A 24,057-nucleotide genomic window follows, 5' to 3' on the forward strand; every position below is an offset into this window, starting at 1 on the left:
TACACGCTAGGATTCTACCCTTGACCTTGGAGTGCCGCTGAAATGACCGTTGCCACGCTGTATGTCGTTGCCACCCCGATCGGCAACCTCGCCGACCTGAGCCCACGCGGGCAGGAGGTGCTGCGCACGGTGGCGGCGATCTGTGCCGAAGACACCCGCCGTACCGGCCAGCTGCTGTCCCATTTCGGCATCTCCCAACCGCTGGTGGCCCTGCACGACCACAACGAAGAGGTGCTGGCGCAGCGCATCGTGGCCCGCCTGCAGGCCGGCGAGTCACTGGCCCTGGTCAGCGATGCCGGGACCCCGCTGGTCAGCGATCCGGGCTTCCGGCTGGTGCGCGCGGCCCGGCAGGCCGGGATCCGGGTCAGCCCGATTCCCGGTGCGTGCGCGGCCATCGCCGCGCTCAGCGTGGCCGGGCTGCCCAGTGATCGCTTCACCTTCGAAGGCTTCCTGCCGGCCAAGGCCAGCGGACGTCGTGATCGGCTGCAGGGCCTGGCCGGGGAACTGCGCACGATGGTGTTCTACGAGTCCTCGCACCGCATCACCGAGTCGCTGGCCGACATGGCCGCGGTATTCGGCGGCGAGCGGCCGGCGGTGCTGGCGCGTGAGCTGACCAAGCTGTTCGAAACCGTGCTCGACGGCGACCTGCACAGCCTGCAGCAGCAGGTGGACGCCGACGAGAACCAGCGCAAGGGAGAGTTCGTGGTGATGGTGCAGGGCGCGGCCGATGACGAGCAGGCGCAACTGGCCGAAGGCCGTCGCGTGTACGCCACCCTCAGCGAGCACCTGCCGCCGTCCACCGCGGCCAAGCTGGCAGCGGAACTGACCGGGGCGCCGCGCAAGGCGCTGTACGGCAGCTGATCTGCGCGCCCCGTAGAACCGGCGGATATGGGAGAATGCACGCGGCGGAGTCGGCCAGACAGTCGCGTCATCCTTCGGGATGCCGAGGAAAGTCCGGGCTCCATAGGGCAAGGTGCCAGGTAACGCCTGGGCGGCGCAAGCCGACGGAAAGTGCAACAGAAAGATACCGCCGAACGGCCTTCGGGCGCGTGGTAAGGGTGAAATGGTGCGGTAAGAGCGCACCGCGAGTCTGGCAACAGACCGGTACGGCAAACCCCACCTGGAGCAAGACCAAATAGGGACCTCATGGCGCGGCCCGCGTCGGGTCCGGGTAGGTTGCTTGAGCGTTGCGGTGACGTAACGCCTAGAGGAATGACTGTCCACGACAGAACCCGGCTTATCGGCCGGCTCCGCCACCTTTCATCGCATCGGCGTTGAAGCGCCCATGGTGTGCTGCGCTTTGGGCCCAGTGCGTTATTGGATGCCGAGCTGATCCTGGCCCAGGGCAACGCCCTGCGGCCCGAACCGTCGTTCATGGATGGCGCCCCGCCCATCGTGGTCGATCAGGATGATGGTGCTGGCGCGGGTGCCGTAGTCGTCGCCACGGATGAAGGCCGGGCTGAGCCAGCGTTCCCGTTCCAGTCCGATCCCGGTGTCCGGCAGCTCAGCATCGGCAGGCCGGTGCTCATCGGCCAAGGCCGTCCACAAGGGCTCCAGTGACGAGGTGTCGCTATCGGTCCACGCCCCAAGCGCGTCCATCAGCCGTCGCGTCTTCGGCCACGGTGCGTCCGGCGCGCCATTGGACAGGCCGTGGATGCCGGCTGCCAACTGCTGTTGTCCGGGCGGATGGTTGCCGAGGAACTGCACGGCCTGCGCGTCTGCCAGCAGCAGGTTGAACGGGGCGTACGTCGTGGCGATGCGCGACAGCCGATCGGCGTGCACGGCTGCCGCTGCGCTGCCGCGCAGGTAATCGGCTACCAGCGCGCCGCGCGATGGCCCGGCCTGCGACGCCAGCGGATCGCGCACGTTGGTGACCACCGCCATCCGCGCGCCCGCACCGACGCCTGCCCACCCGCCGCCTGAGCGAAGGTCGCGCCCGCCCATCACCTGCGGCGCGTCGGCCCAGCGGGACAGCGCGGCGGTTGGACGCGCGTGGAACTCATCGCGGTTACCGACCATCACCAGCCGCCAGCGCGGGTGGTGCAGCCAGGACAGGGCAAGCAGGCACATGCCTCGCATTGTGCTGTTTTGCGCAGTCGCCTGCTACGGAATCGGGACGCTCAATGAATGCGCGGGAGCGACTTCACACCCTCTGCACACCCATGAACTTCGGCGAAATCTGAAAATTTGAGACGAAACAGCCACTTGTGGATAAGCCTTGAACAAGTCTCTAAAGATCGCTGCAAGCTATTGATGAGACAGGTGATTTCCTTGTCCAAAAGTTGTTGACAACCCTTTGACCGCTGATAAGGTGGGCAACAGAGGGAAAACCGGGTCTTTTGTGGTTTTTCGTGGTTCAATGTTTCATCACGCTGAAGGAAAGGTGCACGCGTCGTGTTTCAGGGCGAGACGGCCATCACAGTTGACGATAAAGGGCGCATGGCGGTTCCGACCGTTCATCGCGACCTCGTCGCGCGCGTGAGCAACAACCGACTGGTCCTGACCTACAACCCGTTCGAATCCGGCTGCCTCTGGCTGTATGCCGAGTCCGAATGGGAGCGGGTCCGTGACGATGTCATGGCCAAGCCGAACACCCAGCGGGTGGTACGCCTGCTGCAGCAGAAACTGGTCGGTTCGGCCGCACATCTGGAGCTGGACGGCAATGGCCGCATCAGCATCCCCGCCAGCCACCGCGGCGCGGTGGGTATTGAAAAAAAGGCGGTATTGCTGGGCATGGGTGACAAATTTGAACTGTGGAGCGAGCAGGCACACCGCGCATTGATCCAGCAGACGTTGTCTGACGAGGATCTGGGCGATGGGCTTCTCGATCTGAAATTGTGAGCCGGGGTGCCCGGGTGCGCGGAACAGCGCAGACCGGTCACCTCCCGGTGTCGCAGTCGCCGGCGGGTCATCTGCCGGTGCTGTACACCCAGGTCCTTGAAGGCCTGAGGGTGATCGAAGACGGAACCTACCTGGACGGCACGTTTGGACGTGGCGGTCATGCCCGTGGCGTGCTGGAGCAGCTCGGCGAGGGCGGCCGCCTGTTGGTGATGGACAAGGATCCTGATGCGATCGCCGTGGCCGAGCGCGACTTCGCGCCGGACCCGCGCGTGTCGATTTTCCGTGGCAGCTTCGCCCAGCTGCTGCAGTGGGACCAGACGGCCGCCGGCCTGGATGGGGTGCTGTTCGATCTGGGCGTTTCGTCGCCGCAGCTGGATGTCGCCGAGCGCGGTTTCAGCTTCGGCAAGGACGGGCCGCTGGATATGCGGATGGACCCGGACAGCGGCGAAAGCGCGGCGCAGTGGCTGGCACGCGCGGACGACACCGAGATCGCCGACGTGCTGTGGACCTATGGCGAAGAGCGCCAGAGCCGCCGCATCGCCCGTGCGCTGGTCGCCCGCCGGCAGAAGCAGCCCTTCACCCGCACCGCCGAACTGGCCGAGGCGATCGCCTCGGTGATGCCGCGCGGCAAGGACAAGATTCATCCTGCCACCCGCAGCTTCCAGGCCATCCGCATCCATATCAACCGCGAGCTGGCCGATCTCGAGGCCGGCCTGGATGCGGCCGTGCAACGGCTCAAGCCGGGTGGCCGGCTGGCCGTGATCAGCTTCCATTCGCTGGAAGACCGCATCGTCAAGCAATACATGAACCGGTTGGCCAAAGCGCCTCCGAGCAATCGTCGCCTGCCCGAGCAGCAGGTCTTCGTGCCTACGCTGGACCTCATCGGCGGGGCCATCAAGGCCAATGACGACGAACTGTCCGGCAACCCGCGCGCCCGCAGTGCGGTGCTGCGCGTGGCGCAGAAGCGCGAGGTCGCCGGATGAGCCGGTTGATCCTGATCGTGCTGCTGGCCTGCACGGTCGCTTCGGCGATCGGGGTGGTGTTCGTGCGCCATCGCCATCGCCAGACCTTCATCGAGCTGGCCCGTGCCGAGCGCGTGCGCGATGAGTTGAACATCGAATTCGGCCGGCTGCAGCTGGAACAGGCGACCCTGGCCGAGGCCAACCGGGTCGACCAGGTGGCGCGTGAAAAACTCGGCATGAAGTTCCCGGAAGCCGCCGACGTGGTGGTGGTCCGCCCATGAACAAGACCGGTCGCAACCGTCCCCGCAATGCCTTCAACCTGCGCCAGCGGCTGCGTTGGGTCGCGCTGGCGCTGGGCCTGTGTTCGGTGTCGCTGGTAGGTCGTGCCGCCTACGTGCAGTTGATCAACAGCGATTTCTACCAGCGCCAGGGCGAGGCACGCTACCTGCGCGAACTGCCGATCAAGACCTCGCGCGGGATGATCACCGACCGCAACGGCGAGCCGGTGGCGGTCTCCACGCCGGTCGCTTCGATCTGGGTCAACCCGCAGGAACTGCTGCGCACGCCGGACCGCATTCCGGAGCTGGCGACCGCGCTGGGCCTTTCGGTGGACGACCTGAGCAGCCGCCTGAGCCAGAAGGCGGACAAAGAATTCATGTACCTGCGTCGCCGCATCAACCCGGACGATGCGGAGAAAGTGGTCGCGCTGAAGATCCCCGGTGTTGCCGCACAGCGCGAGTTCCGCCGCTTCTACCCGCAGGGTGAGGCGATGGCGCACGTGCTCGGCTTCACCAACATCGATGACCGCGGCCAGGAAGGGCTGGAGCTGGCCTTCGACGAATGGCTGCGCGGCGAAGCCGGTGCCAAGCGGGTGATCCGCAACCGCAAGGGCGAAACGGTGGAAAGCGATCTGTTGCGCGCCGCCACGCCGGGCAAGGACCTGACCCTGAGCATCGACCGGCGGATCCAGTTCCTGGCCTACCGCGAGCTGCGCAACGCGCTGATCGCCAACAAGGCAGCGGGCGGTTCGATCGTGATCATGGACGTGGCCACCGGCGAAGTGCTGGCCATGGTCAACCTGCCCACCTACAACCCGAACTCGCTGGATGGCGCGGTGCCGGACACGCGCCGCAATCGCGCGGTGACCGACCTGGTCGAGCCGGGCTCGACGATGAAGCCGCTGACGATCGCCTCCGCGCTGCAGGCCGGCGTGGTCACCAAGGACACGATCATCGACACCAACCCCGGCTACATGTCGCTGGGGCGTTACACCATCCGCGACGTGCCGCGTAACAACGGCGTGCTCAACGTCACCGGCGTGATCACCCGCAGCTCGAACGTCGGCGCGGCCAAGGTCGTGGCCAAGATGACCGACCAGGTGTTCTACGATTCGGTGCACAACTTCGGCTACGGCAGCCGCCCCGGCAGTGGCTTCCCCGGTGAATCCGGTGGTGTGCTGCCGCGCCCGGCGCGCTGGAGCGGTTCGTCCAAGACCACCATGTCCTACGGTTACGGCCTTTCGGTGACCCCGCTGCAGATCGCCACGGCGTATTCGGCGCTGGGCAACGGCGGCCGCCTGATTCCGCCGACCTTCGTCAAGGGCCAGCACAACGAAGCGCGGCAGGTGGTCGATGCGGAAGTCGCCAAGGAAGTGGTGGCGATGATGGAAACCGTGGTCACCCAGGGCGGCGCCAAGCAGGCTGCGGTACTCGGCTACCACGTGGCCGGCAAGACCGGTACCGCACGCAAGGCCGGCCCCGGCGGCTACGAGCGCGGCCATTACAACGCGCTGTTCGCCGGCGTGGTGCCGGCCAGCAACCCGCGATTCGCTACGGTGATCGTCATCAACGATCCGCAGGCCGGCAAATACTACGGCGGCCTGGTGTCGGCGCCGGTGTTCCACAACGTGATGGACGGTGCGCTGCGCCTGATGGACGTGCCGCCGGACGACATCCAGTCCTGGCTGACGGCGCAGCAGTCGGGCAAGACCGGGCATTCGGCCTCGGTGCTGCCGACGCCACCGGCCGATGCCGTGCTGCCCGCCGACGCCGCCGCTGAATTCGACGCCGCGCTGCCGACTGCCGCGCAGGCCCCCGCGCCGTCCCCCGCACCGACGGGAGGCACGCAATGAGCCGTTCCATGCTGCTTTCAAGCCTGCTTCCCGATCTGGCGTTGGCAGGCCGCGATGTGACCGTCACCGGCCTGGTGATGGACAGCCGCGCGGTCCGTGCGGGCGATGCCTTCATGGCGATCGCCGGCTTTGGCGCGCATGGCCTGGGCTTCGTCGAGCAGGCGCGTGGCGCCGGTGCGTCGGCGATCCTGTTCGAGCCGCCGGCGCCGCAGGAGCTGCCCGCACCGGCCGACGCCATCGCCGTGCCCGGGCTGCGCGCGCGCATGGGCGCGATGGCCGACCAGTTCCACGGCGCGCCATCGCGCGCGATGCGCATGGTCGGGGTGACCGGCACCAACGGCAAGACCTCCACCGTGCAGCTGCTGGCCCAGGCCTGGCACCTGCTGGGCACCCGCAGCGGCAGCATCGGCACCCTCGGCGCCGGGCTGTTCGGCGATGTGCAGCCGACCGGCTTCACCACCCCGCTGGTGCTGCAGATGCACGCCCTGCTGGCGGAGCTGCGTGATGCCGGCGCAGAGGCGGTCGCGATGGAAGTCAGCTCGCACGCGCTCGACCAGGGCCGCGTGGACGCCGTGCACTATGACGTGGCGGTGTTCACCAACCTCACCCGCGACCATCTGGATTACCACGGCGACATGCCCACCTATGGCGCAGCGAAGGAGCGGTTGTTCCACCGCCCTGGCCTGCGTGCCTCGGTGGTGAATCTCGACGATGGCTTCGGCCGCGAACTGCACGCGCGCCTCCCGGGTGGCCAGCAGGCGATCGGCGTGAGCTCGCGTGACGCGGCTGGCGCTGCGGTGCATGCGCGGGACATCGTGCTGGACGGGCAGGGGCTGGCCTTCACCCTGCAGATCGACGCAGACAGCGCTGCGGTGCGCTCGCCGCTGCTCGGTCGCTTCAATGTGGACAATCTGCTGGCCGTGGCCGGCACCCTGCATGCGCTGGGCCATCCGCTGGCCACCATCGCCGGTGTGCTGGGCCAGCTGCAGCCGATCCACGGGCGGATGAACCGGCTCGGCGGCGCAGCGGGCGAGCCCACCGTGGTCATCGATTACGCACATACCCCGGATGCCCTGGAACAGGCGCTGTCGAGCCTGCGCGGGCACGTCGCCGGCCAGTTGGCCTGCGTGTTCGGCTGCGGTGGCGAGCGTGATGCGGGCAAACGCCCGCAGATGGCCGCGATCGCCGAACGCCTGGCCGACCGGGTCACCGTGACCGACGACAACCCGCGCGGCGAAGACGGTGACCGCATCGTGGCCGACATCCTCGCAGGCTTCGCTGACGCGTCTTCCGTGGTGGTGCAGCGTGACCGCGCACGCGCCATCGGCGCTGCGGTAGCCGCGGCAGGCCACGGCGATATCGTGCTGGTCGCCGGCAAGGGCCATGAGCCCTACCAGGAAATCAACGGCGTCCGCCATGCCTTCGATGACACCGACGTGGCCGCCGCCGCGCTGGCGTCACGTGCGCACGGGGAGGGGGTGGCATGAGGCGCACCCTGCTTTCGCTGATCGCGCACTGGGCCGGCGGCGAGATCCATGGCGACGACGTCGCCATCGATGCCATCAGCAACGACACCCGCCAGATGAGCCCCGGCAGCCTGTACGTGGCGCTGCGCGGGGAGCGCTTCGACGGGCACGATTTCGGCACCGATGCGCAGGCCCGCGGCGCCAGCGCGCTGCTGGTTGAACGCCTGCTGCCGCTGAACCTGCCGCAGGTGCTGGTAGCCGACAGCGAGCTGGCCCTGGCCCGCATCGCCGCTGGCATGCAGCGCGACCGCAGCACCGGCGTGTTCGCCATCACCGGCAGCAACGGCAAGACCAGCGTGAAGACGCTGCTGCTGGATATCCTGCGCCAGCATGCACAGGTCGAACACAAGGTCGTGCATGCCAACCCGGGCAACTTCAACAACGAGATCGGCCTGCCGCTGGCGGTGATCGCAGCGCCGGAAGATGCCGACTTCGCGGTCTATGAAATGGGCGCCGGCAAGCCCGGAGACATCGCCTACCTGACCGACATCGTGCGTCCGCGCTGGTCGCTGGTGAACAACATCGCCGCCGCGCACCTGGAACGCATGGGCAGCCTGCAGGGCGTGGCCAGCACCAAGGGTGCGATCTACGCCGCGTTGCCGGCCGATGGCGTGGCGGTGATCAACGCCGACGACGCCTTCGCGCCGTGGTTCGAGCAGCATTTCATCGGTACCCCACCGCGTTGCGGTGTGCTGCGTTTCGGCCTGGACCACAGCGCGGACGTGTCCGCCTCGGCAATCCGCTTCGACGCCGCGGGCAGCCACTTCCTGCTGCACACGCCGGCAGGCAAGGCGGAGGTAACGCTGCCGCTGCCGGGCCGCCACAACATCGGCAATGCACTGGCCGCAACCGCATTGGCACTGGCGGCGGCCATTCCGCTGCCGCAGATCGTGGCCGCGCTGGCGGTGACCGAACCGGTGCCGGGACGGCAGATCGCCCACCGCCTGCCCAACGGCGCGGTGCTGGTGGATGACAGCTACAACGCCAATCCCGGTTCGTTGGCGGCGGCGATCGATGCGCTGGCCAGCAGCGGCCAGGACGCCTGGCTGGTGCTGGGTGACATGCGCGAACTCGGCCCGGAGGCGGTGGCACTGCATGCGCAGGCCGGCCAGCGCGCGCGCCAGGGCGGCATCAAGCGCCTGTATACGCTGGGTCCGCTCAGCGCTGCCGCGTCGGCTGCATTCGGCGACGGTGGTCGACATTTCGAAACCCATGACGCACTGGCGCGCGCGCTGCAGGACGACCTCCGGGCCGGCGTGCGCTGCCTGGTCAAGGGATCCCGTGGCAGCGCCATGGACAAGATCGTGAAAGCGCTGCTCGCGCAAGGAGAGGAAGCCCCCCATGTTGTATGAACTGGCTCGATGGTTGCAGCAGCTGGAGAGCTCGTTCGGGCTGTTCAACTACCAGACGTTCCGCGCCATCCTGGCGGCGTTGACGGCGCTGTTCCTGTCGCTGTGGATGGGCCCTGCGGTGATCCGCCGGCTGGCCCAGTTCAAGGGTGGCCAGCCGATCCGCACCGATGGTCCGCAGACCCATTTCGCCAAGGCCGGCACGCCGACCATGGGCGGCTCGCTGATCCTGCTGACCGTCACCCTGGCCGTGCTGGCCTGGGCCGACCTGAGCAACCGCTACGTGTGGCTGGTGCTGGCGGTGATGATCTGCTTTGGCGCCATCGGCTGGTACGACGACTGGATCAAGATCGTGCGCCGCGACCCCAATGGCCTGAAGTCGCGCTACAAGTACCTGCTGCAGTCGATCTTCGGCCTGGCCGCCGGCCTGTTCCTGTACTTCACCGCCGACGTGCCGTCCGCGCTGACCTTCTACATCCCGATGTTCAAGTCGGTCGCGCTGCCGCTGGCCGGCATCAGCTTCGTGGCCATCGCCTATTTCTGGATCGTCGGGTTCTCCAACGCGGTCAACCTGACCGACGGCCTGGACGGCCTGGCGATCATGCCGACGGTGCTGGTGGCCTGCGCGCTGGGCGTGTTCGCCTATGCATCGGGCAACGTGGTGTTCTCCAACTACCTGCAGATCCCGCAGATCCCGGGCGCGGGCGAGCTGGTGATCATCTGCGCGGCGATCGCCGGCGCGGGCCTCGGCTTCCTGTGGTTCAACACCTATCCGGCCATGGTGTTCATGGGTGACATCGGCGCACTGGCGCTGGGCGCGGTGCTGGGCACCATCGCAGTGATCGTGCGGCAGGAGCTGGTGCTGGTGATCATGGGCGGCGTGTTCGTGGTTGAAACGCTGTCGGTGATGATCCAGGTCGCCTCGTTCAAGCTGACCGGCAAGCGGGTGTTCCGCATGGCCCCGATCCACCACCACTTCGAACTGAAGGGCTGGCCGGAGCCGCGCGTGATCGTGCGTTTCTGGATCATCTCGGTGGTGCTGGTGCTGGTCGGCCTGGCCACGTTGAAGGTGCGCTGATGAATGACCTGTCGCGCCAGGCAACACGCCTTGAAGCCATCGGAGGCCACTTCGACAAGTGGCTGCTCGGCGCGATCATCGCGCTGACCGGGCTGGGCGTGGTGATGGTCGCGTCCAGTTCGATCGCGCTGATGAGCAGCCCGTTCTACTACCTCAACCGCCACCTGATCTTCCTGGCGGTGGGCATCGTGCTGGCCGGGCTGGCCATGCGTACCGAACTGAAAACCATCGAGCAGTACAACCAGCTGCTGCTGCTGGGCTGCTTCGCGCTGCTGATCGTGGTGTTCATCCCCGGCCTCGGCAGCAGCGTCAACGGCGCCCGGCGCTGGATCAACCTGGGCGTCTCCAAATTCCAGACCGTCGAAGCGGTCAAGGTGCTGTACATCGTGTGGCTGTCCAGCTACCTGGTGCGCTTCCGCGACGAGGTCAACGCCACCTGGCCGGCGATGCTCAAGCCCCTCGGCGTGGCCGGCGCGCTGGTGGTGCTGATGCTGCTGCAGCCCGACTTCGGTTCGTCCACCCTGCTGCTGGCGATCACCGCCGGCATGCTGGTGCTGGGCGGGGTCAACATGCCGCGCATGTCCATGCCGATCATCTTCGGCATGATCGGCATGACCGCGCTGGCGATCTTCGAACCCTATCGCATGCGCCGCATCACCTCCTTCCTGGATCCGTGGGCTGACCAGCAGGGCGACGGCTACCAGCTGTCCAACGCGCTGATGGCCGTGGGCCGCGGCGAGTGGACCGGTGTGGGCCTGGGCAACTCGGTGCAGAAGCTGTACTACCTGCCCGAAGCGCATACCGATTTCATCTTCTCGGTGACCGCCGAAGAGCTGGGCTTCATCGGCACCTGCCTGATCGTGGCGCTGTATGCGCTGCTGGTGGGGCGCACGATGTGGCTGGGCATGCGCTGCGTGGAAATGAAGCGCCACTTCTCCGGCTACATCGCCTTCGGCATCGGGCTGTGGATCAGCATGCAGAGCTTCGTGTCGATCGGCGTCAACCTGGGCATCCTGCCGACCAAGGGCTTGACGCTGCCGTTGATTTCGTCCGGCGGCTCCAGCGTGCTGATGACCTGCGTGGCGATGGGCCTGCTGCTGCGCGTTTCCTATGAACTGGACCGCGCCGAGCGCCGCCATGCGGTGCGCATGGGCGGTGGCGACGATGCAAGCGAAGACGTGGTGCGCGCACCGGGCGGCGCCGCGCCCGCGGTCGTTCCGGGACGCGTGGCCAACGTCGCCAGCAGCCAGGAAACGAGCCCGGATGCACCGGCGCGGGCAACCGCCCCGCGTGGCACCAGCCGCCTGCAGACCCGCATCGAACCGACCTTCGGGAGGTTGTCATGAGTGCGCGCGCTCCTGCCGACCGTCCTGTGATGATCCTGGCCGGTGGCACCGGCGGACATATCTTCCCCGGCCTGGCCGTGGCCCGCGTGCTGCGTGCGCGTGGCGTCCCGGTGACCTGGCTGGGTGCGGTCGGGCAGATGGAAACGCGTCTGGTGCCGCAGCATGACGTGCCGATCGACACGCTGGACATCGCCGGCCTGCGCGGCAAGGGCAAGCTGGCGCTGATGGGCGCGCCGTGGCGACTGCTGCGCGCGATCCGCCAGGCCGGCTTCATCCTGCGTGACCGCCATCCGCGCGCGGTCATTGCATTCGGCGGTTATGCCTCCGGCCCCGGTGGCCTGGCCGCGCGCCTGCACGGCCTGCCGCTGCTGGTGCACGAACAGAACCGTGCACCGGGCATGACCAACCGCTTCCTGTCGCGCTTCGCGCAGCGCGTGCTGACCGGTTTCCCCGGCAGCTTCGCCGCGCGCGAAGAGGCCGTCGGCAACCCGGTCCGTGCCGAGATCGCAGCCATCGCGCCGCCTGAACAGCGCTTCGCCGGCCGCAGCGGTCCCCTCCGCGTGCTGGTGGTGGGCGGCAGCCAGGGCGCGCGCGCGCTCAACACCGGCGTGCCACAGGCCATCGCCGCGCTGGGTGCGGCCTACCCGGTGACGGTGCGCCACCAGAGCGGCGAGAAGCTGCATGGCGAGGCCGTGGAGGCCTACGCCAAGGCCGGCGTCGAGGCGGAGATCACTCCCTTCATCGCCGACATGGCCGACGCCTTTGCGTGGGCGGACGTGGTGGTGTGCCGTTCCGGTGCGTCTACCCTGGCCGAGCTGTGCGCGGTCGGCGTGGGCAGTGTACTGGTGCCGTTCCCGGCCGCCGTCGACGACCACCAGACCCGCAATGCCGAGTATCTGGTCGAGCGCGATGCCGCCGTGCTGTTGAAGCAGGGCGACGCGCTGGTCACCGGCATCACGTCACTGTTGCGTGAACTATCCGAAAATCCCGCCCGCCGCATGCAGATGGCGAAAGCCGCACGTGCGCTGGCCAAGGTCGATGCCGCAGAGCGCATCGCCGACATCATCCTCGAGGAAGCTGTATGAACAACGTGCCGCGCCACCGCGCCGACACCCCGCGGAGCTGCGCATGATCCGCCGCCTGCACGACACCAACGACCTGGTGCGCGCCTTCCCGCGCGTGCATTTCGTGGGCATCGGTGGCACCGGCATGAGCGGCATCGCCGAAGTGATGCTGACGCTGGGTTATGAAGTGTCCGGCTCGGACAACGCCGACAACACCGCGACCCGTCGCCTGGCCAGCCTCGGCGCGCGCATCATGCGCGGCCATTCCGCCGCCAACGTGCTCGGCACGGACTGCGTGGTGGTGTCCAGCGCGATCCGCGACGACAATCCGGAACTGATGGAAGCGCGCAGCCAGCGCATCCCGATCATGCCGCGCGCGGCCATGCTGGCCGAACTGATGCGCTTCCGCCGCGGCATCGCGGTGGCCGGCACGCACGGCAAGACCACCACCACCAGCCTGACCGCGGCGGTGCTCAGCGAGGGCGGGCTGGATCCGACTTTCGTCATCGGCGGGCAGCTGCTGGCCGCCGGCGCCAACGCCAAGCTGGGCAGTGGCCAGTGGCTGGTAGCCGAAGCGGACGAGAGCGATGGCAGCTTCCTGCGGCTTAACCCGCTGATGTCGATCATCACCAACATCGATGCCGACCACCTGGAAAACTACGGCAACGACTTCGCCCGTGTGCAGGCGGCGTTTGCCGAATTCCTGCAGCGGCTGCCGTTCTACGGCCTGGCCGTGCTGTGCATCGATGATCCGGAAGTGGCCGCGTTGGCGGCGAAGACGCCGCGCCACGTGATGAGCTACGGGCTGAGTGATCACGCCGATGTGCGTGCGGAAAACGTGGTGCAGGAAGGTGCGCGGATGCGCTTCACCCTGCGCCTGCCGCAGGGCACCAGCCAGGAAGTGGTGCTGGCGTTGCCGGGCAAGCACAACGTGCTCAACGCGCTGGCCGCCGCCGCCGTCGGCTGGCAGCTGGGCGTGGCCCCGGATGCCATCGCGCGCGCGCTGGAAAGTTTCGCCGGCGTCGGTCGCCGCTTCAATGACCTGGGTGAAGTCACCACCGCCAGCGGTGCCAGAGTCCGCGTCATCGATGATTACGGCCACCATCCCAGCGAACTGGAGGCGGTGTTCGCTGCCGCCCGCGGTGGCTGGGCCGACAAGCGTCTGGTGGTGGCCTTCCAGCCGCACCGCTACAGCCGCACCCGCGACCAGTTCGACAAGTTCGCCGCGGTGCTGTCCAGCGTCGATGCGCTGGTACTGAGTGAGGTCTACCCGGCCGGCGAAGAGCCGATCGCAGGTGCCGATTCCGAAGCGCTGGCACGTGCCATCCGCGCGCGCGGCCGCGGTGAACCGGTGGTGGTCGGCAAGGCCGCAGAGCTGGCGCACGTGCTGCCCGACGTGCTGCAGGACGGCGACCTGTTGTTGATGATGGGCGCAGGCGATATCGGCGCGGTGGCACAGCAGATCGCCAGCGAAGGCTTCAGCGTGGGGGCCCAGGCATGAGCGGCCTCACTTTCCCGGCGCTGCGCAGCACCGACCCGGCGGACTTCGGCCGCGTTGGCGTGCTGCTCGGTGGCACCTCCAGCGAGCGCGAAGTGTCGCTGGATTCCGGCCGCAACGTGCTGGAGGCGCTGCAGGCGCGTGGCGTCAACGCGTTCGCCATCGATGGCATCCCGGCACTGTCCAGGGCGCTGGTCGCCGGCGAGGTCGACCGGGTGTTCAACATCCTGCACGGCCATAACGGCGGGGGCGAGGATGGCATCGTGCAGGGCCTGCTGGAAGCCTTCGGCGTGCCGTACACCGGTTCGGACGTATTGGGTTCGGCGTTGAGCATGGACAAGATCCGCACCAAGCAGGTGTGGCTGTCCGTCGGCCTGCCCACCCCGCAGTACCGCAAGGTGACCGCCGCGGACGTACACGCGCAGGCCGCCGAGCTGGGCTTGCCGGTGGTGGTCAAGCCGGCCAACGAAGGCTCCAGCGTGGGCATCAGCCGGGTCTTCGACGATGCCGGCCTGGACGAAGCCGTAGCACTGGCCACGCGCTATGACGGCCAGCTGCTGATGGAACAGATGGTGGTCGGTGATGAGCTCACCGTCGGCATCCTCGGCGATGTCGCGCTGCCGTCGATCCGCATCGTGCCGAAAGGCCAGTGGTACGACTATGAAGCCAAGTACAAGGCCGACGATACCCAGTACCTGTGCCCGGGCCTGGACGGCGCGGACGAGGAGGAGATCCGCCGTCTTGCGCTGGCCGCCTTCCGCGCCGCCGGCTGCCGGGGCTGGGGCCGGGTGGACGTGATGCGCGACCGCGCCACGGGCCGCCTGTTCCTGCTGGAAGTGAACACCGCCCCGGGCATGACCAGCCATTCGCTGGTGCCCAAGGCCGCCGGCCAGGCCGGTATCGGTTTCGAAGAACTGGTCTGGCGCGTGCTGGAACAGACCCTGGCCGACCCATCGCAGGAGACTGGCCACGCATGAACGCGGTGCTGCGCATCTTCGTCTGGCTGATCGCCCTGTCCGTGGTGGCACTGCCCGTGGTGGCCGTGCTCAACGGCTGGGTGGGCGCCGAACGCTGGCCGTTGGCCAAGCTGCGCGTGCACGGTGAGTTCAAGCGGGTGCCGGCTGAACAGCTGCAGAAGGTGCTGGTGCCGTATGCGCATGCCGGCTTCTTCGCGGTGCGCCTGCAGGATGCGCAGGACAGCATCGAGCGCCTGCCGTGGGTGGAAAGCGCCCGCGTGCGCAAGCAGTGGCCGGATGTGCTCGAAGTGACGCTGATCGAGCACAAGCCGTTCGCACGCTGGGGCAATGATCGCCTGCTGTCAGAGCAGGGCAAGCTGTTCCCCACGCCGAAGAAGCTGGCCGACCTGCAGCTGCCGCAGCTGGATGGCCCGGACAGCCAGACCGAAGAAGTGGTGACGCTCTACAACGACGCTCGTTCGATGTTCGCCCCGTCCGGGCTGGACGTGACCCGCCTGAGCATGGATGCACGCGGCAGCTGGTCGCTGCTGCTGAGCAACGGGACCGAAGTGGTGGTGGGGCGCGACGACGCGCGTTCGCGCCTGCAGCGCTATGTACGTGTGTTGCCGCAGTTGGCCAGCCAGGCCGCGCCGATCGAGCGCGCCGACCTCCGATACACCAATGGCTTCACCCTCAGCTGGGGTGAACCGCCGGCCGCAGCGCCGAAGAAAACGCAGGACAGGACATGAATCGCAAGGGTGACAAATCGTTGATCGTCGGCCTCGACATCGGCACCTCCAAGGTGGTGGCGCTGGTGGGTGAGTACTCGCCGGGCAACCCCATCGAGGTGATCGGCATCGGCTCGCACGAATCGCGCGGCCTCAAGCGCGGCGTGGTGGTGGACATCGAGTCAACCGTGCAGTCGATCCAGCGCGCGGTGGAAGAAGCCGAGCTGATGGCCGGCTGCGAGATCCGCTCGGTGTATGCCTCCATCTCCGGCAACCACGTGCAGTGCAAGAACTCGCCCGGCATCGTGCCGATCCGCGACGGCGAAGTGACCTGGGGCGACCTGGACCGGGTGCTCGACGCGGCCAAGGCTGTGGCGATCCCGGCCGACCAGAAGATCCTGCACGCCATCCCGCGCGAATACGTTCTGGACGATTCGCAGGAAGGCATCCGCAATCCCGTCGGCATGACCGGCGTGCGGCTGGAAGTGCACGCCCACCTGGTGGTATGCGCGCAGTCCGCTGCCGCCAACATCAGCAAGTGCGTGCAGCGCTGCGGCCTGCAGGTGGACGACCTGGTGCTGTCTTCGCTGGCTTCCAGCGTGGCCGTGCTCACCGCCGACGAGCGCGAACTGGGCGTGGTGCTGGTGGACATGGGCGCCGGCACCACCGATATCGCCGTGTTCGTGCAGGGCGCGATCTGCCACACCGCGTCGCTGCCGATCGCCGGTGACCACGTCACCAATGACATCGCGCACATGCTGCGCACGCCGACCCCCGAAGCGGAGCAGATCAAGGTGCGCTATGCCTGCGCGCTGGCCCAGCTGGCCACCGCCGAGGAAAGCATCCAGGTACCCAGCGTCGGTGATCGTCCGCCGCGCCGCATGCCGCGCCACGCACTCGCCCAGGCGGTGCAGGGGCGTTACGAGGAGATCTTTGAAATGGTGCAGGCCGAACTGCGCCGTTCCGGTTTCGAAGAACTGGTGCGCGCCGGTATGGTGCTCACCGGCGGTGCTTCGAAGATGGAAGGCGTGGTCGAACTGGCCGAGGAAATGCTGCAGATGCCAGTACGCGTGGGCATTCCTCAGCACGTCACCGGGCTGGGCGAAGTGGTCGGCAATCCCGTCCACGCAACCGGCGTCGGCCTGCTGCTGATGGGCAGCCAGATCGAGCACCCGCGCCGGCCGTCACTGCCGGCCGGGCGCGCGGGAAGCATGTTCAAGAAACTGAAAACCTGGTTCCGCGGCGAATTCTGACCGCGGCGACGCCGGCCCCGGCCGGCTGCTTTGAAACGCAACACCGCAACACACTGCACCACACAGCAACAACAAACCACTACAGCCGCAACGGCGGCATGCAGCGGAAGGCAGGATGCCTCCCCCGCCCACATGCCAAAGGAAGCGGATACAACCGAGGACACGGACATGGCGCATTTTGAATTGATCGAAAAGATGGCACCCAATGCGGTGATCAAGGTGGTTGGCGTGGGCGGCGGCGGCGGCAACGCCGTGGCGCACATGGTCAACTCTGCGGTGGACGGGGTGGAATTCATCACCGCCAACACCGACTCGCAGGCCATCAAGAATTGCGGTGCGAAGCTGCAGCTGCAGCTGGGCACCAATGTCACCAAGGGCCTGGGCGCCGGCGCGAATCCGGAAGTCGGCCGCCAGGCCGCGCTGGAAGACCGCGAGCGCATCATGGACGCGCTGCAGGGTGCGGACATGGTCTTCATCACTGCCGGCATGGGCGGTGGCACCGGTACCGGCGCTGCGCCGGTGGTGGCGCAGCTGGCCAAGGAAATGGGCATCCTGACCGTGGCCGTGGTCACCAAGCCGTTCCCGTTCGAAGGCCGTCGCCGCATGCAGGTCGCGCTGAAGGGCATCGAGGAACTGAGCCAGCACTGCGACTCGCTGATCACCATCCCCAATGAAAAGCTGATCACCGTGCTGGGCCGCAACGCCACCATGATCCAGGCCTTCCGTGCCGCCAACGACGTGCTGCAGGGCGCCGTGCAGGGCATCGCCGACCTGATCGTGCGTCCGGGCCTGATCAACGTCGACTTCGCCGACGTGCGCACCGTCATGTCCGAAATGGGCCTGGCGATGATGGGTACCGGCACCGCCCGCGGCGATGACCGCGCGCAGGCCGCGGCCGAATCGGCCATCCAGAACCCGCTGCTGGACGATGTGAACCTGGCCGGCGCCAACGGCATCCTGGTCAACATCACCGCCGGTGCGGACTTCACCATGGCCGAGTTCGACGAGATCGGCCGCACCATCGACGGCTTCGCATCGGAAGATGCCACCGTCGTGGTCGGCACCGTGCTGGATCCGGACATGCAGGACGAAGTGCGCGTCACCGTGGTGGCCACCGGCCTGAACCGCGTGGCTGCCGGCAAGACCCAGCGTCCGGGCGAACGTGCGCCGATCAAGCTGGTCCGCAACGCCACCACCGGCCAGCCGGAGTTCTCCGACTTCGACAACGGCGGCGATGCGGTGTCCAAGGCCGTCGGTGGGGTGGGTCTGGGCCTGCGTCGGGCCAGCAGCGACAGCGTGGCGACGTCCTCGTCGGCCTCCTCCTCGTCGGCTTCCAGCAGCTCCACCACGCAGACCGCTGAACTGCCCAACGACTACCTGGACATCCCGGCGTTCCTGCGCCGCCAGGCGGACTGATCGCCGGCGCCGGGGTTGTCCTCCCCGGTCGCCAGCACCATGTCCTGCACTACAGGCGCCGGGCCAGGATGGGCCCGGCAGCCCTGTCATGCATGAGCTTTACCTGCATCGCGCCATGACCCGCCTGGCTTCAGCCGGGGTAGGGCCGGTCGCGTGTTAATCTGTCCCACCCCCTTGGGCAGGCCATCGCGGCCCGCCGCATGCACCTGGCCACACCCCATGATCCCGCAACGTACCCTCAAGAACACGATCCGCGCTACTGGCGTTGGCCTGCACAGTGGTGACAAGGTCTACATGACCCTGCGCCCGGCACCGGTCAACCATGGCATCGTGTTCCGTCGCGTGGACCTGGATCCGGTGGTCGACGTGCCGGCCAAGGCCGAGCTCGTCACCGAGGTGACGCTGTGCACCGGCCTGACCTGCAACGACGCCAAGATCCAGACCGTCGAACACCTGATGTCGGCACTGGCTGGCCTCGGCGTGGACAACATCATCGTCGAACTGTCCTCGGCCGAGCTGCCGATCATGGACGGTTCGTCCGGCCCGTTCGTGTTCCTGCTGCAGTCGGCGGGCATCATCGAACAGGATGCCGCCAAGCGCTTCATCCGCGTGCTGAAGACCGTCGAAGTCACCGAAGGCGACAAGGTCGCGCGCTTCGAACCTTATGAAGGCTACAGGCTGGGCTTCACCATCCAGTTCGACCACCCGATGATCCCGGCCAAGCAGTCGCGCCAGGAAATCGAGTTCTCCACCGCGGCCTACACCAAGGAAATCTCCCGCGCGCGCACCTTCGGCTTCATGCGCGACCTGGAATACATGCGCGAGCGCAACCTCGGCCTCGGCGGGTCGATGGACAACGCCATCGTGCTCGACGAGTTCCGGGTGCTGAACGAAGACGGCCTGCGTTACGCCGATGAGTTCGTCCGCCACAAGATCCTTGACGCGATCGGCGATCTTTACCTCGCCGGTGGCCAGGTGCTGGGCGCCTATGAAGGATTCAAATCGGGCCACGCACTGAACAACAAACTGGTGCGTGCCTTGATGGCCGACGCGACCGCGTGGGAATGGGTGAGCTACGACTCCCAGGCAGCGGCGGAACCTGTCGCCTATGGCGCCCCCGCTTACGCTTGAAAAAGCGATTCTATATCAATAACTTGACGCCGCCCCCGGGCGGCGTTTCGCGTTCTGAGGCCGCCAAATGTGACGCGCCGGGTCCAAGCGCCCAGCGCGTCACAGTTTGTGAACCTGTACCGCTGAAAGCCTGAACTTAACGTTTAAATAACAAAACCCTAACGACTGAGCGCCCATCCGCCGTTAGGATGCCCCACGGTCCTCGCAAATGTTTCACGCCACTTCCACGGAATGTTGGCATCGCGGGGAAGCGGAGCCGGATGCTCCGCCGTCATCAGGACCTGGACGGTTTCGTGTCCTGGAGGCTAGCCAAGGCGTCGCGTAGTCCTTTGTGCGTGGCGGCTGAAACTGCGTGGGGTCCGTTCCGGTTGTCGATCGCTGGGGAGCGTGGTGGAGCGGGGGACGCAGTCTTGATGGTCACTTTGGTGGCCTTCAGCCCGATGGACCGGGCCGCGTTGATCAACTGGGCTTCGGCGAGCCGCACCTTGGCATGCCACACAGGGGATTCAACGAGAAAAACGAGGTGCTCGTCGTTCACGTTGGCCAGCCGGCAATGGCTGCGCAGGCTGGGCGGCAGATGGGGGCGCAACTGCAGGTCCAACGCATCGAGCCACAGGGCACGACGCAGCGGGTTCCCGCTCTTGTCACCCATGACTGCATCCAGTGCCGGTTTCGGTGCTGAAGCAGGACGGGTACTGGATTTCGGCTCAGACATGAAAACTCACTGATGGCATTTAAAAAGATCGTAATCAAAACGCGTGATGGAAAGGCAAAAACGCCACTTGCGCGTCTTCGCTTCTATTTCGAGGATCGCCCCCGCGCCCTGTTGGGCAGCGTGCTGGGCATGGGCTGCATTATCGGCTTCGCCGGTGGAATGGGCGCCAACCTGCTCGGCGATTCCCGCCTGCAGGCCAAGGTCGACCGCCAGGAACGCGAACTGGCGCAGGTCCGCCTGCAGTCGCAGACCGAAGTCAACGCCCTGGCGGCCCGCCTCGGCGAGCTGCAGGCGCAGGCCACCCGGCTCAACGCCCTGGGTGAGCGCCTGACCCAGATGGGCAAGCTGGAAGACGGTGAATTCGACTTCCAGGAAACCCCCGGCCTGGGTGACGGCGATGCCGGTGGCCCGACCGTGGACATCCCGGTCAAGGACATCAACGCCGACTTACAGGTGCTGGAGCAGCGGTTCGCTGCTTCAGGCAGCCAGCTTTCGGTGATGGAATCGCTGATGTTCGACCACCAGCTGCAGCAGAACGCCGTGCCCTCGCGCATGCCGATCCGCAACAGCTACGTGACCTCCAGCTTCGGCACCCGCGCCGATCCGTTCGGCCGCGGTGCGCGCAGCCACAAGGGCATCGATTTCCATGCCAAGGTCGGTGATCCGGTGATGTCGGTGGCCGAGGGCGTGGTCAGCTTCTCCGGCGTGAAGGGCGGCTACGGCAACGTGGTGGACGTCGACCATGGCAACGGCTACGTCACCCGCTATGCACACAATTCGCGGCTGGTGGTGAAAGTTGGTGACCTGGTCCGTGCCGGGCAGGAAGTGGCCAAGGCCGGTTCCACCGGTCGTTCCACCGGTGCCCACGTGCACTTTGAAGTCTGGGAAAGCGGCCGGGTGGTCAATCCCCGCAAGTTCCTCGGCGATGGCGGCAACACGCCGGTGGGTCGCGTTTCCCGCGGCTGACCGATTCCGGTAGCGCCGAGCCATGCTCGGCGAGCGCAGCGGCAGCCCGACCGTGGATGTGCCGAATGTGGCGGGCATCCCGCCGGGCATGGCTATGCTGGTGGTCCTCACCGCCCGCGAAGCGCCAAGCGCTTGAAACCCCCGACCTCCATCCCAAGTTACAATGGGTGATGCCATCGACGGGGCGCTGGGCGCCCCGTTTCGTTTGCGGCGGGCGGATTCCTGAAGGGAGCCGTGCCGGCGTTCACCTGACAACCGGTTCCCTCAATGATCAACAGCCTGCTTACCCGCGTCTTCGGCAGTCGTAACGAACGACAGCTGCGCCAGCTCAACCGCATCGTCGCCAAGGTCAATGCGCTGGAGCCGGACATGGAGAAGCTCAGCGATGCGCAGCTCCAGGCCAAGACGCCGGAGTTCAAGCAGCGCATCGCCGATGGCGAGGCCCTGGACAAGGTGTTGCCGGAAGCGTTCGCGGTCTGCCGTGAAGCCAGCCGCCGCGTGCTCGGCATGCGCCACTACGATGTGCAGCTGATCGGCGGCATGGTGCTGCACCTGGGCAAGATCGCCGAGATGCGCACCGGTGAAGGCAAGACCCTGGTGGCGACCCTGCCGGTGTACCTGAACGCGCTGGAAGGCAAGGGCGTCCACGTGGTCACGGTGAACGACTACCTGGCCCGCCGTGACTCGGCGCAGATGGGCAAGCTGTACAACTGGCTGGGCCTGAGCGTGGGCGTGGTGTACCCGGGCATGCCGCACGGCGACAAGCGCGAAGCCTACGGCAGCGACATCACCTACGGCACCAACAACGAATTCGGTTTCGACTACCTGCGCGACAACATGGCGCTGTCCAAGGCCGACCGCTACCAGCGCGGCCTGCACTACGCCATCGTCGATGAAGTCGACTCCATCCTGATCGACGAAGCGCGTACCCCGCTGATCATTTCCGGCCCGGCCGATGATTCGCCGGAGCTGTACATCCGCGTCAACCGCATCGTGCCGAACCTGGTCAAACAGGAAAGCGAAGAGGGCGACGGCGATTTCTGGATCGACGAGAAGGGCAAGCAGGTCCACCTGTCCGAAGCGGGCATGGAACACGCCGAGCGCCTGCTGGTGGAAGCCGGCATCCTGGATGCCGAAACCGAAGGCCTGTACGCCGCGCAGAACCTGACCGTGGTGCACCACCTCAACGCCGCCCTGCGCGCACACGCCATCTACCAGCGCGACGTGGATTACATCGTGCGCGATGGCGAAGTGGTGATCGTCGATGAATTCACCGGCCGCACCCTGGCCGGTCGCCGCTGGTCCGACGGCCTGCACCAGGCGGTGGAAGCGAAGGAAGGCGTGCCGGTCCAGCGCGAAAACCAGACCCTGGCCAGCATCACCTTCCAGAACCTGTTCCGCATGTACGGCAAGCTGTCCGGCATGACCGGCACCGCCGATACCGAGGCGTTCGAATTCCAGAGCATCTACAACCTGGAAGTGGTGGTCATCCCGACCAACCGCCCGACCATCCGCAAGGATTCGCCGGACCAGGTGTTCCTCAACCGCCAAGGCAAGTTCAACGCGGTGCTGGCCGATATCCAGGAATGCAACAAGCGCGGCCAGCCGGTGCTGGTCGGTACCACCTCGATCGAAACCTCGGAAATGCTGTCCGAGCACCTGCGCAAGGCCGGCGTGCACCACGAAGTGCTGAACGCCAAGCAGCATGACCGCGAAGCGACCATCGTCGCCAACGCCGGCCGTCCGGGCGCGGTGACCATCGCCACCAACATGGCCGGTCGCGGTACCGACATCGTGCTGGGTGGCTCGCTGGAAACCGAACTGCACGAGATGGGCGAAGAGGCCAGCGAGGCACAACGCGCCGCCGCCAAGGCCGAATGGCAGAAGCGCCACGACGCGGTCAAGGCCGCCGGCGGCCTGCACATCGTCGGTACCGAGCGCCACGAATCGCGCCGTATCGACAACCAGCTGCGTGGCCGCTCCGGCCGCCAGGGCGATCCGGGTTCGTCCCGTTTCTACCTGTCGCTGGAAGACAACCTGATGCGCATCTTCGCCTCGGACTGGGTGCAGAAGGCGATGCGCATGATGGGCATGAAGGAAGACGACGTCATCGAAGACCGCCTGGTGAGCCGCCAGATCGAGAAGGCGCAGCGCAAGGTGGAAGCGCACAACTTCGACATCCGCAAGAACCTGCTCGACTTCGACGACGTCAACAACGACCAGCGCAAGGTGATCTACGCCCAGCGCGATGAACTGCTGGACGCCGAGTCGGTGAAGGACAACGTCGATGGCATCCGCGACGATGTGATCTTCGACATCGTGGCGCGCTTCGTGCCGCCCAACTCGATCGACGAGCAGTGGGACCTGCCGGGCCTGGAAGCTACGCTGCTGTCCGATTTCGGCCTGGAAATGTCGGTCACCGACCTGGTCAGGCAGCACGAGGAGCTGGACGCCGAAGGCATCGCGCAGAAGGTGCAGGAGCGCGTCAATGCGCACTTTGAGGCGAAGGAAACCGGCGTCGGCCCGGAGACCATGCGCGCGCTGGAAAAGCACGTCATGCTGACCGTGCTCGACCAGAGCTGGAAGGAACACCTGGCGCGCATGGATTACCTGCGCCAGGGCATCTACCTGCGTGGTTACGCGCAGAAGCAGCCCAAGCAGGAATACAAGAAGGAAGCCTTCGAGCTGTTCTCCGGCATGCTGGAAGACGTCAAGCGCGAAGTGGTGACCATGCTCTCGCGCGTGCGCATCCGCAGCGACGAGGAAGTGGCGGCACTGGAAGCGGCCGAGCGCCAGCAGGTGCAGGCGCGCCTGAGCCAGTCGCAGTTCCAGCACCAGGATGCCGGCGGCTATGGCGCCGACGAAGAAGCTGCACAGGTGCAGGCCGCACAGCAGGACGGCCTGTCGCAGGGCGGCGAGCCGAAGATCGGTCGCAACGATCCGTGCCCGTGCGGCAGCGGCAAGAAGTACAAGCACTGCCACGGTCAGTTGAGCTGATTCACCTTCGCTGATGCAGATTGAAAAGAACCCCGCGCAAGCGGGGTTTTTTTTGCGCTGAATCCGTCGCGCCGACGTGTCGCGATTACACCGAAAGTGG

20 protein-coding genes and 1 other RNA gene are annotated in these 24,057 nt (G+C 66.7%); 19 read left to right on the forward strand and 2 right to left on the reverse strand.

The genetic code is table 11. The annotated features are described in order from the left end of the window. The first annotated feature begins 42 nt into the window (after positions 1–42). Together rsmI and rnpB are read left to right on the forward strand one after the other, a co-directional pair. Entirely contained in the window at positions 43–861 is an 819-nt protein-coding gene (gene rsmI, locus IFT63_RS12310; protein ID WP_192084371.1) for a 16S rRNA (cytidine(1402)-2'-O)-methyltransferase, read from the forward strand. A gap of 46 nt (positions 862–907) precedes the next feature. Then, an RNA gene (rnpB, locus tag IFT63_RS12315) (RNase P RNA component class A) lies at positions 908–1,256 on the forward strand. Between the two features lie 58 nt (positions 1,257–1,314). Here rnpB and IFT63_RS12320 read toward each other — a convergent pair. Next, positions 1,315–2,070 carry an NRDE family protein gene (locus tag IFT63_RS12320; protein WP_192084372.1) on the reverse strand — a complete coding sequence of 252 codons (756 nt, stop codon included), beginning with the start codon at positions 2,068–2,070 and terminating at the stop codon, positions 1,315–1,317. A gap of 324 nt (positions 2,071–2,394) precedes the next feature. Between IFT63_RS12320 and mraZ the strand changes: the two genes are divergently transcribed. The 15 genes from mraZ to lpxC all read left to right on the forward strand — a co-directional run bounded on the left by mraZ (position 2,395) and on the right by lpxC (position 19,279). Further along, positions 2,395–2,841, forward strand: coding sequence for a division/cell wall cluster transcriptional repressor MraZ (mraZ, locus tag IFT63_RS12325; protein WP_042613641.1), 447 nt, complete (start codon positions 2,395–2,397; stop codon positions 2,839–2,841). A gap of 14 nt (positions 2,842–2,855) precedes the next feature. Next, positions 2,856–3,824: a 16S rRNA (cytosine(1402)-N(4))-methyltransferase RsmH gene (rsmH, locus tag IFT63_RS12330; protein WP_042613670.1), complete on the forward strand. Its 969-nt coding sequence runs from the start codon at positions 2,856–2,858 to the stop codon at positions 3,822–3,824. Further along, the gene (ftsL, locus tag IFT63_RS12335; protein WP_042613642.1) at positions 3,821–4,084 is read left to right on the forward strand and encodes a cell division protein FtsL; all 264 of its coding nucleotides are present in this window, start codon (positions 3,821–3,823) and stop codon (positions 4,082–4,084) included. Before rsmH ends, ftsL begins: the two co-directional genes overlap by 4 nt. Beyond that, positions 4,081–5,934 (forward strand): penicillin-binding transpeptidase domain-containing protein, encoded by a 1,854-nt coding sequence (locus tag IFT63_RS12340; protein ID WP_192084373.1) that lies wholly within the window; start codon positions 4,081–4,083, stop codon positions 5,932–5,934. The genes ftsL and IFT63_RS12340 overlap by 4 nt, the downstream gene beginning before the upstream one ends. Further along, positions 5,931–7,421 carry a UDP-N-acetylmuramoyl-L-alanyl-D-glutamate--2,6-diaminopimelate ligase gene (locus IFT63_RS12345; protein WP_192084374.1) on the forward strand — a complete coding sequence of 497 codons (1,491 nt, stop codon included), beginning with the start codon at positions 5,931–5,933 and terminating at the stop codon, positions 7,419–7,421. Before IFT63_RS12340 ends, IFT63_RS12345 begins: the two co-directional genes overlap by 4 nt. Beyond that, positions 7,418–8,812, forward strand: coding sequence for a UDP-N-acetylmuramoyl-tripeptide--D-alanyl-D-alanine ligase (gene murF / locus IFT63_RS12350; RefSeq protein ID WP_192084375.1), 1,395 nt, complete (start codon positions 7,418–7,420; stop codon positions 8,810–8,812). Before IFT63_RS12345 ends, murF begins: the two co-directional genes overlap by 4 nt. Then, positions 8,802–9,887, forward strand: coding sequence for a phospho-N-acetylmuramoyl-pentapeptide-transferase (gene mraY / locus IFT63_RS12355; RefSeq protein WP_057507808.1), 1,086 nt, complete (start codon positions 8,802–8,804; stop codon positions 9,885–9,887). Before murF ends, mraY begins: the two co-directional genes overlap by 11 nt. Beyond that, positions 9,887–11,233: a putative lipid II flippase FtsW gene (gene ftsW / locus IFT63_RS12360; protein ID WP_192084376.1), complete on the forward strand. Its 1,347-nt coding sequence runs from the start codon at positions 9,887–9,889 to the stop codon at positions 11,231–11,233. Before mraY ends, ftsW begins: the two co-directional genes overlap by 1 nt. Further along, entirely contained in the window at positions 11,230–12,318 is a 1,089-nt protein-coding gene (gene murG / locus IFT63_RS12365; RefSeq protein WP_192084377.1) for an undecaprenyldiphospho-muramoylpentapeptide beta-N-acetylglucosaminyltransferase, read from the forward strand. Before ftsW ends, murG begins: the two co-directional genes overlap by 4 nt. Before the next feature lie 43 nt (positions 12,319–12,361). Next, positions 12,362–13,798 carry a UDP-N-acetylmuramate--L-alanine ligase gene (gene murC, locus IFT63_RS12370; protein ID WP_192084378.1) on the forward strand — a complete coding sequence of 479 codons (1,437 nt, stop codon included), beginning with the start codon at positions 12,362–12,364 and terminating at the stop codon, positions 13,796–13,798. Beyond that, complete coding sequence (locus IFT63_RS12375; protein ID WP_192084379.1) at positions 13,795–14,772, forward strand: D-alanine--D-alanine ligase; 978 nt, start codon at positions 13,795–13,797, stop codon at positions 14,770–14,772. The genes murC and IFT63_RS12375 overlap by 4 nt, the downstream gene beginning before the upstream one ends. Further along, positions 14,769–15,500, forward strand: a complete 732-nt coding sequence (locus tag IFT63_RS12380; protein WP_042613651.1) for a cell division protein FtsQ/DivIB — start codon at positions 14,769–14,771, stop codon at positions 15,498–15,500. The genes IFT63_RS12375 and IFT63_RS12380 overlap by 4 nt, the downstream gene beginning before the upstream one ends. After that, positions 15,497–16,732, forward strand: a complete 1,236-nt coding sequence (gene ftsA, locus IFT63_RS12385) for a cell division protein FtsA (RefSeq protein ID WP_042613652.1) — start codon at positions 15,497–15,499, stop codon at positions 16,730–16,732. The genes IFT63_RS12380 and ftsA overlap by 4 nt, the downstream gene beginning before the upstream one ends. Before the next feature lie 168 nt (positions 16,733–16,900). Continuing rightward, entirely contained in the window at positions 16,901–18,148 is a 1,248-nt protein-coding gene (ftsZ, locus tag IFT63_RS12390) for a cell division protein FtsZ (protein ID WP_042613653.1), read from the forward strand. Positions 18,149–18,367: 219 nt separating this feature from the next. Next, positions 18,368–19,279, forward strand: coding sequence for a UDP-3-O-acyl-N-acetylglucosamine deacetylase (gene lpxC / locus IFT63_RS12395; RefSeq protein ID WP_192084380.1), 912 nt, complete (start codon positions 18,368–18,370; stop codon positions 19,277–19,279). A gap of 274 nt (positions 19,280–19,553) precedes the next feature. Here the strand turns inward: lpxC and IFT63_RS12400 are convergent, their stop codons facing one another. Beyond that, positions 19,554–19,994, reverse strand: a complete 441-nt coding sequence (locus IFT63_RS12400) for a DUF721 domain-containing protein (protein WP_042613655.1) — start codon at positions 19,992–19,994, stop codon at positions 19,554–19,556. A gap of 12 nt (positions 19,995–20,006) precedes the next feature. Here IFT63_RS12400 and IFT63_RS12405 point away from each other — a divergent pair, with 12 nt between their 5' ends. Both IFT63_RS12405 and secA read left to right on the forward strand, forming a co-directional pair. Then, a complete protein-coding gene (locus IFT63_RS12405; RefSeq protein ID WP_042613656.1) occupies positions 20,007–20,960 on the forward strand; it encodes a M23 family metallopeptidase in 954 nt (317 codons plus the stop codon). Positions 20,961–21,227: 267 nt separating this feature from the next. Continuing rightward, positions 21,228–23,957 (forward strand): preprotein translocase subunit SecA, encoded by a 2,730-nt coding sequence (secA, locus tag IFT63_RS12410; RefSeq protein ID WP_192084381.1) that lies wholly within the window; start codon positions 21,228–21,230, stop codon positions 23,955–23,957. The last annotated feature ends 100 nt before the right edge of the window (positions 23,958–24,057 follow it).

It is taken from the genome of Stenotrophomonas sp. CFBP 13724 (assembly GCF_014841975.1).
GTDB classification, from domain to species: Bacteria; Pseudomonadota; Gammaproteobacteria; order Xanthomonadales; family Xanthomonadaceae; genus Stenotrophomonas; species Stenotrophomonas lacuserhaii.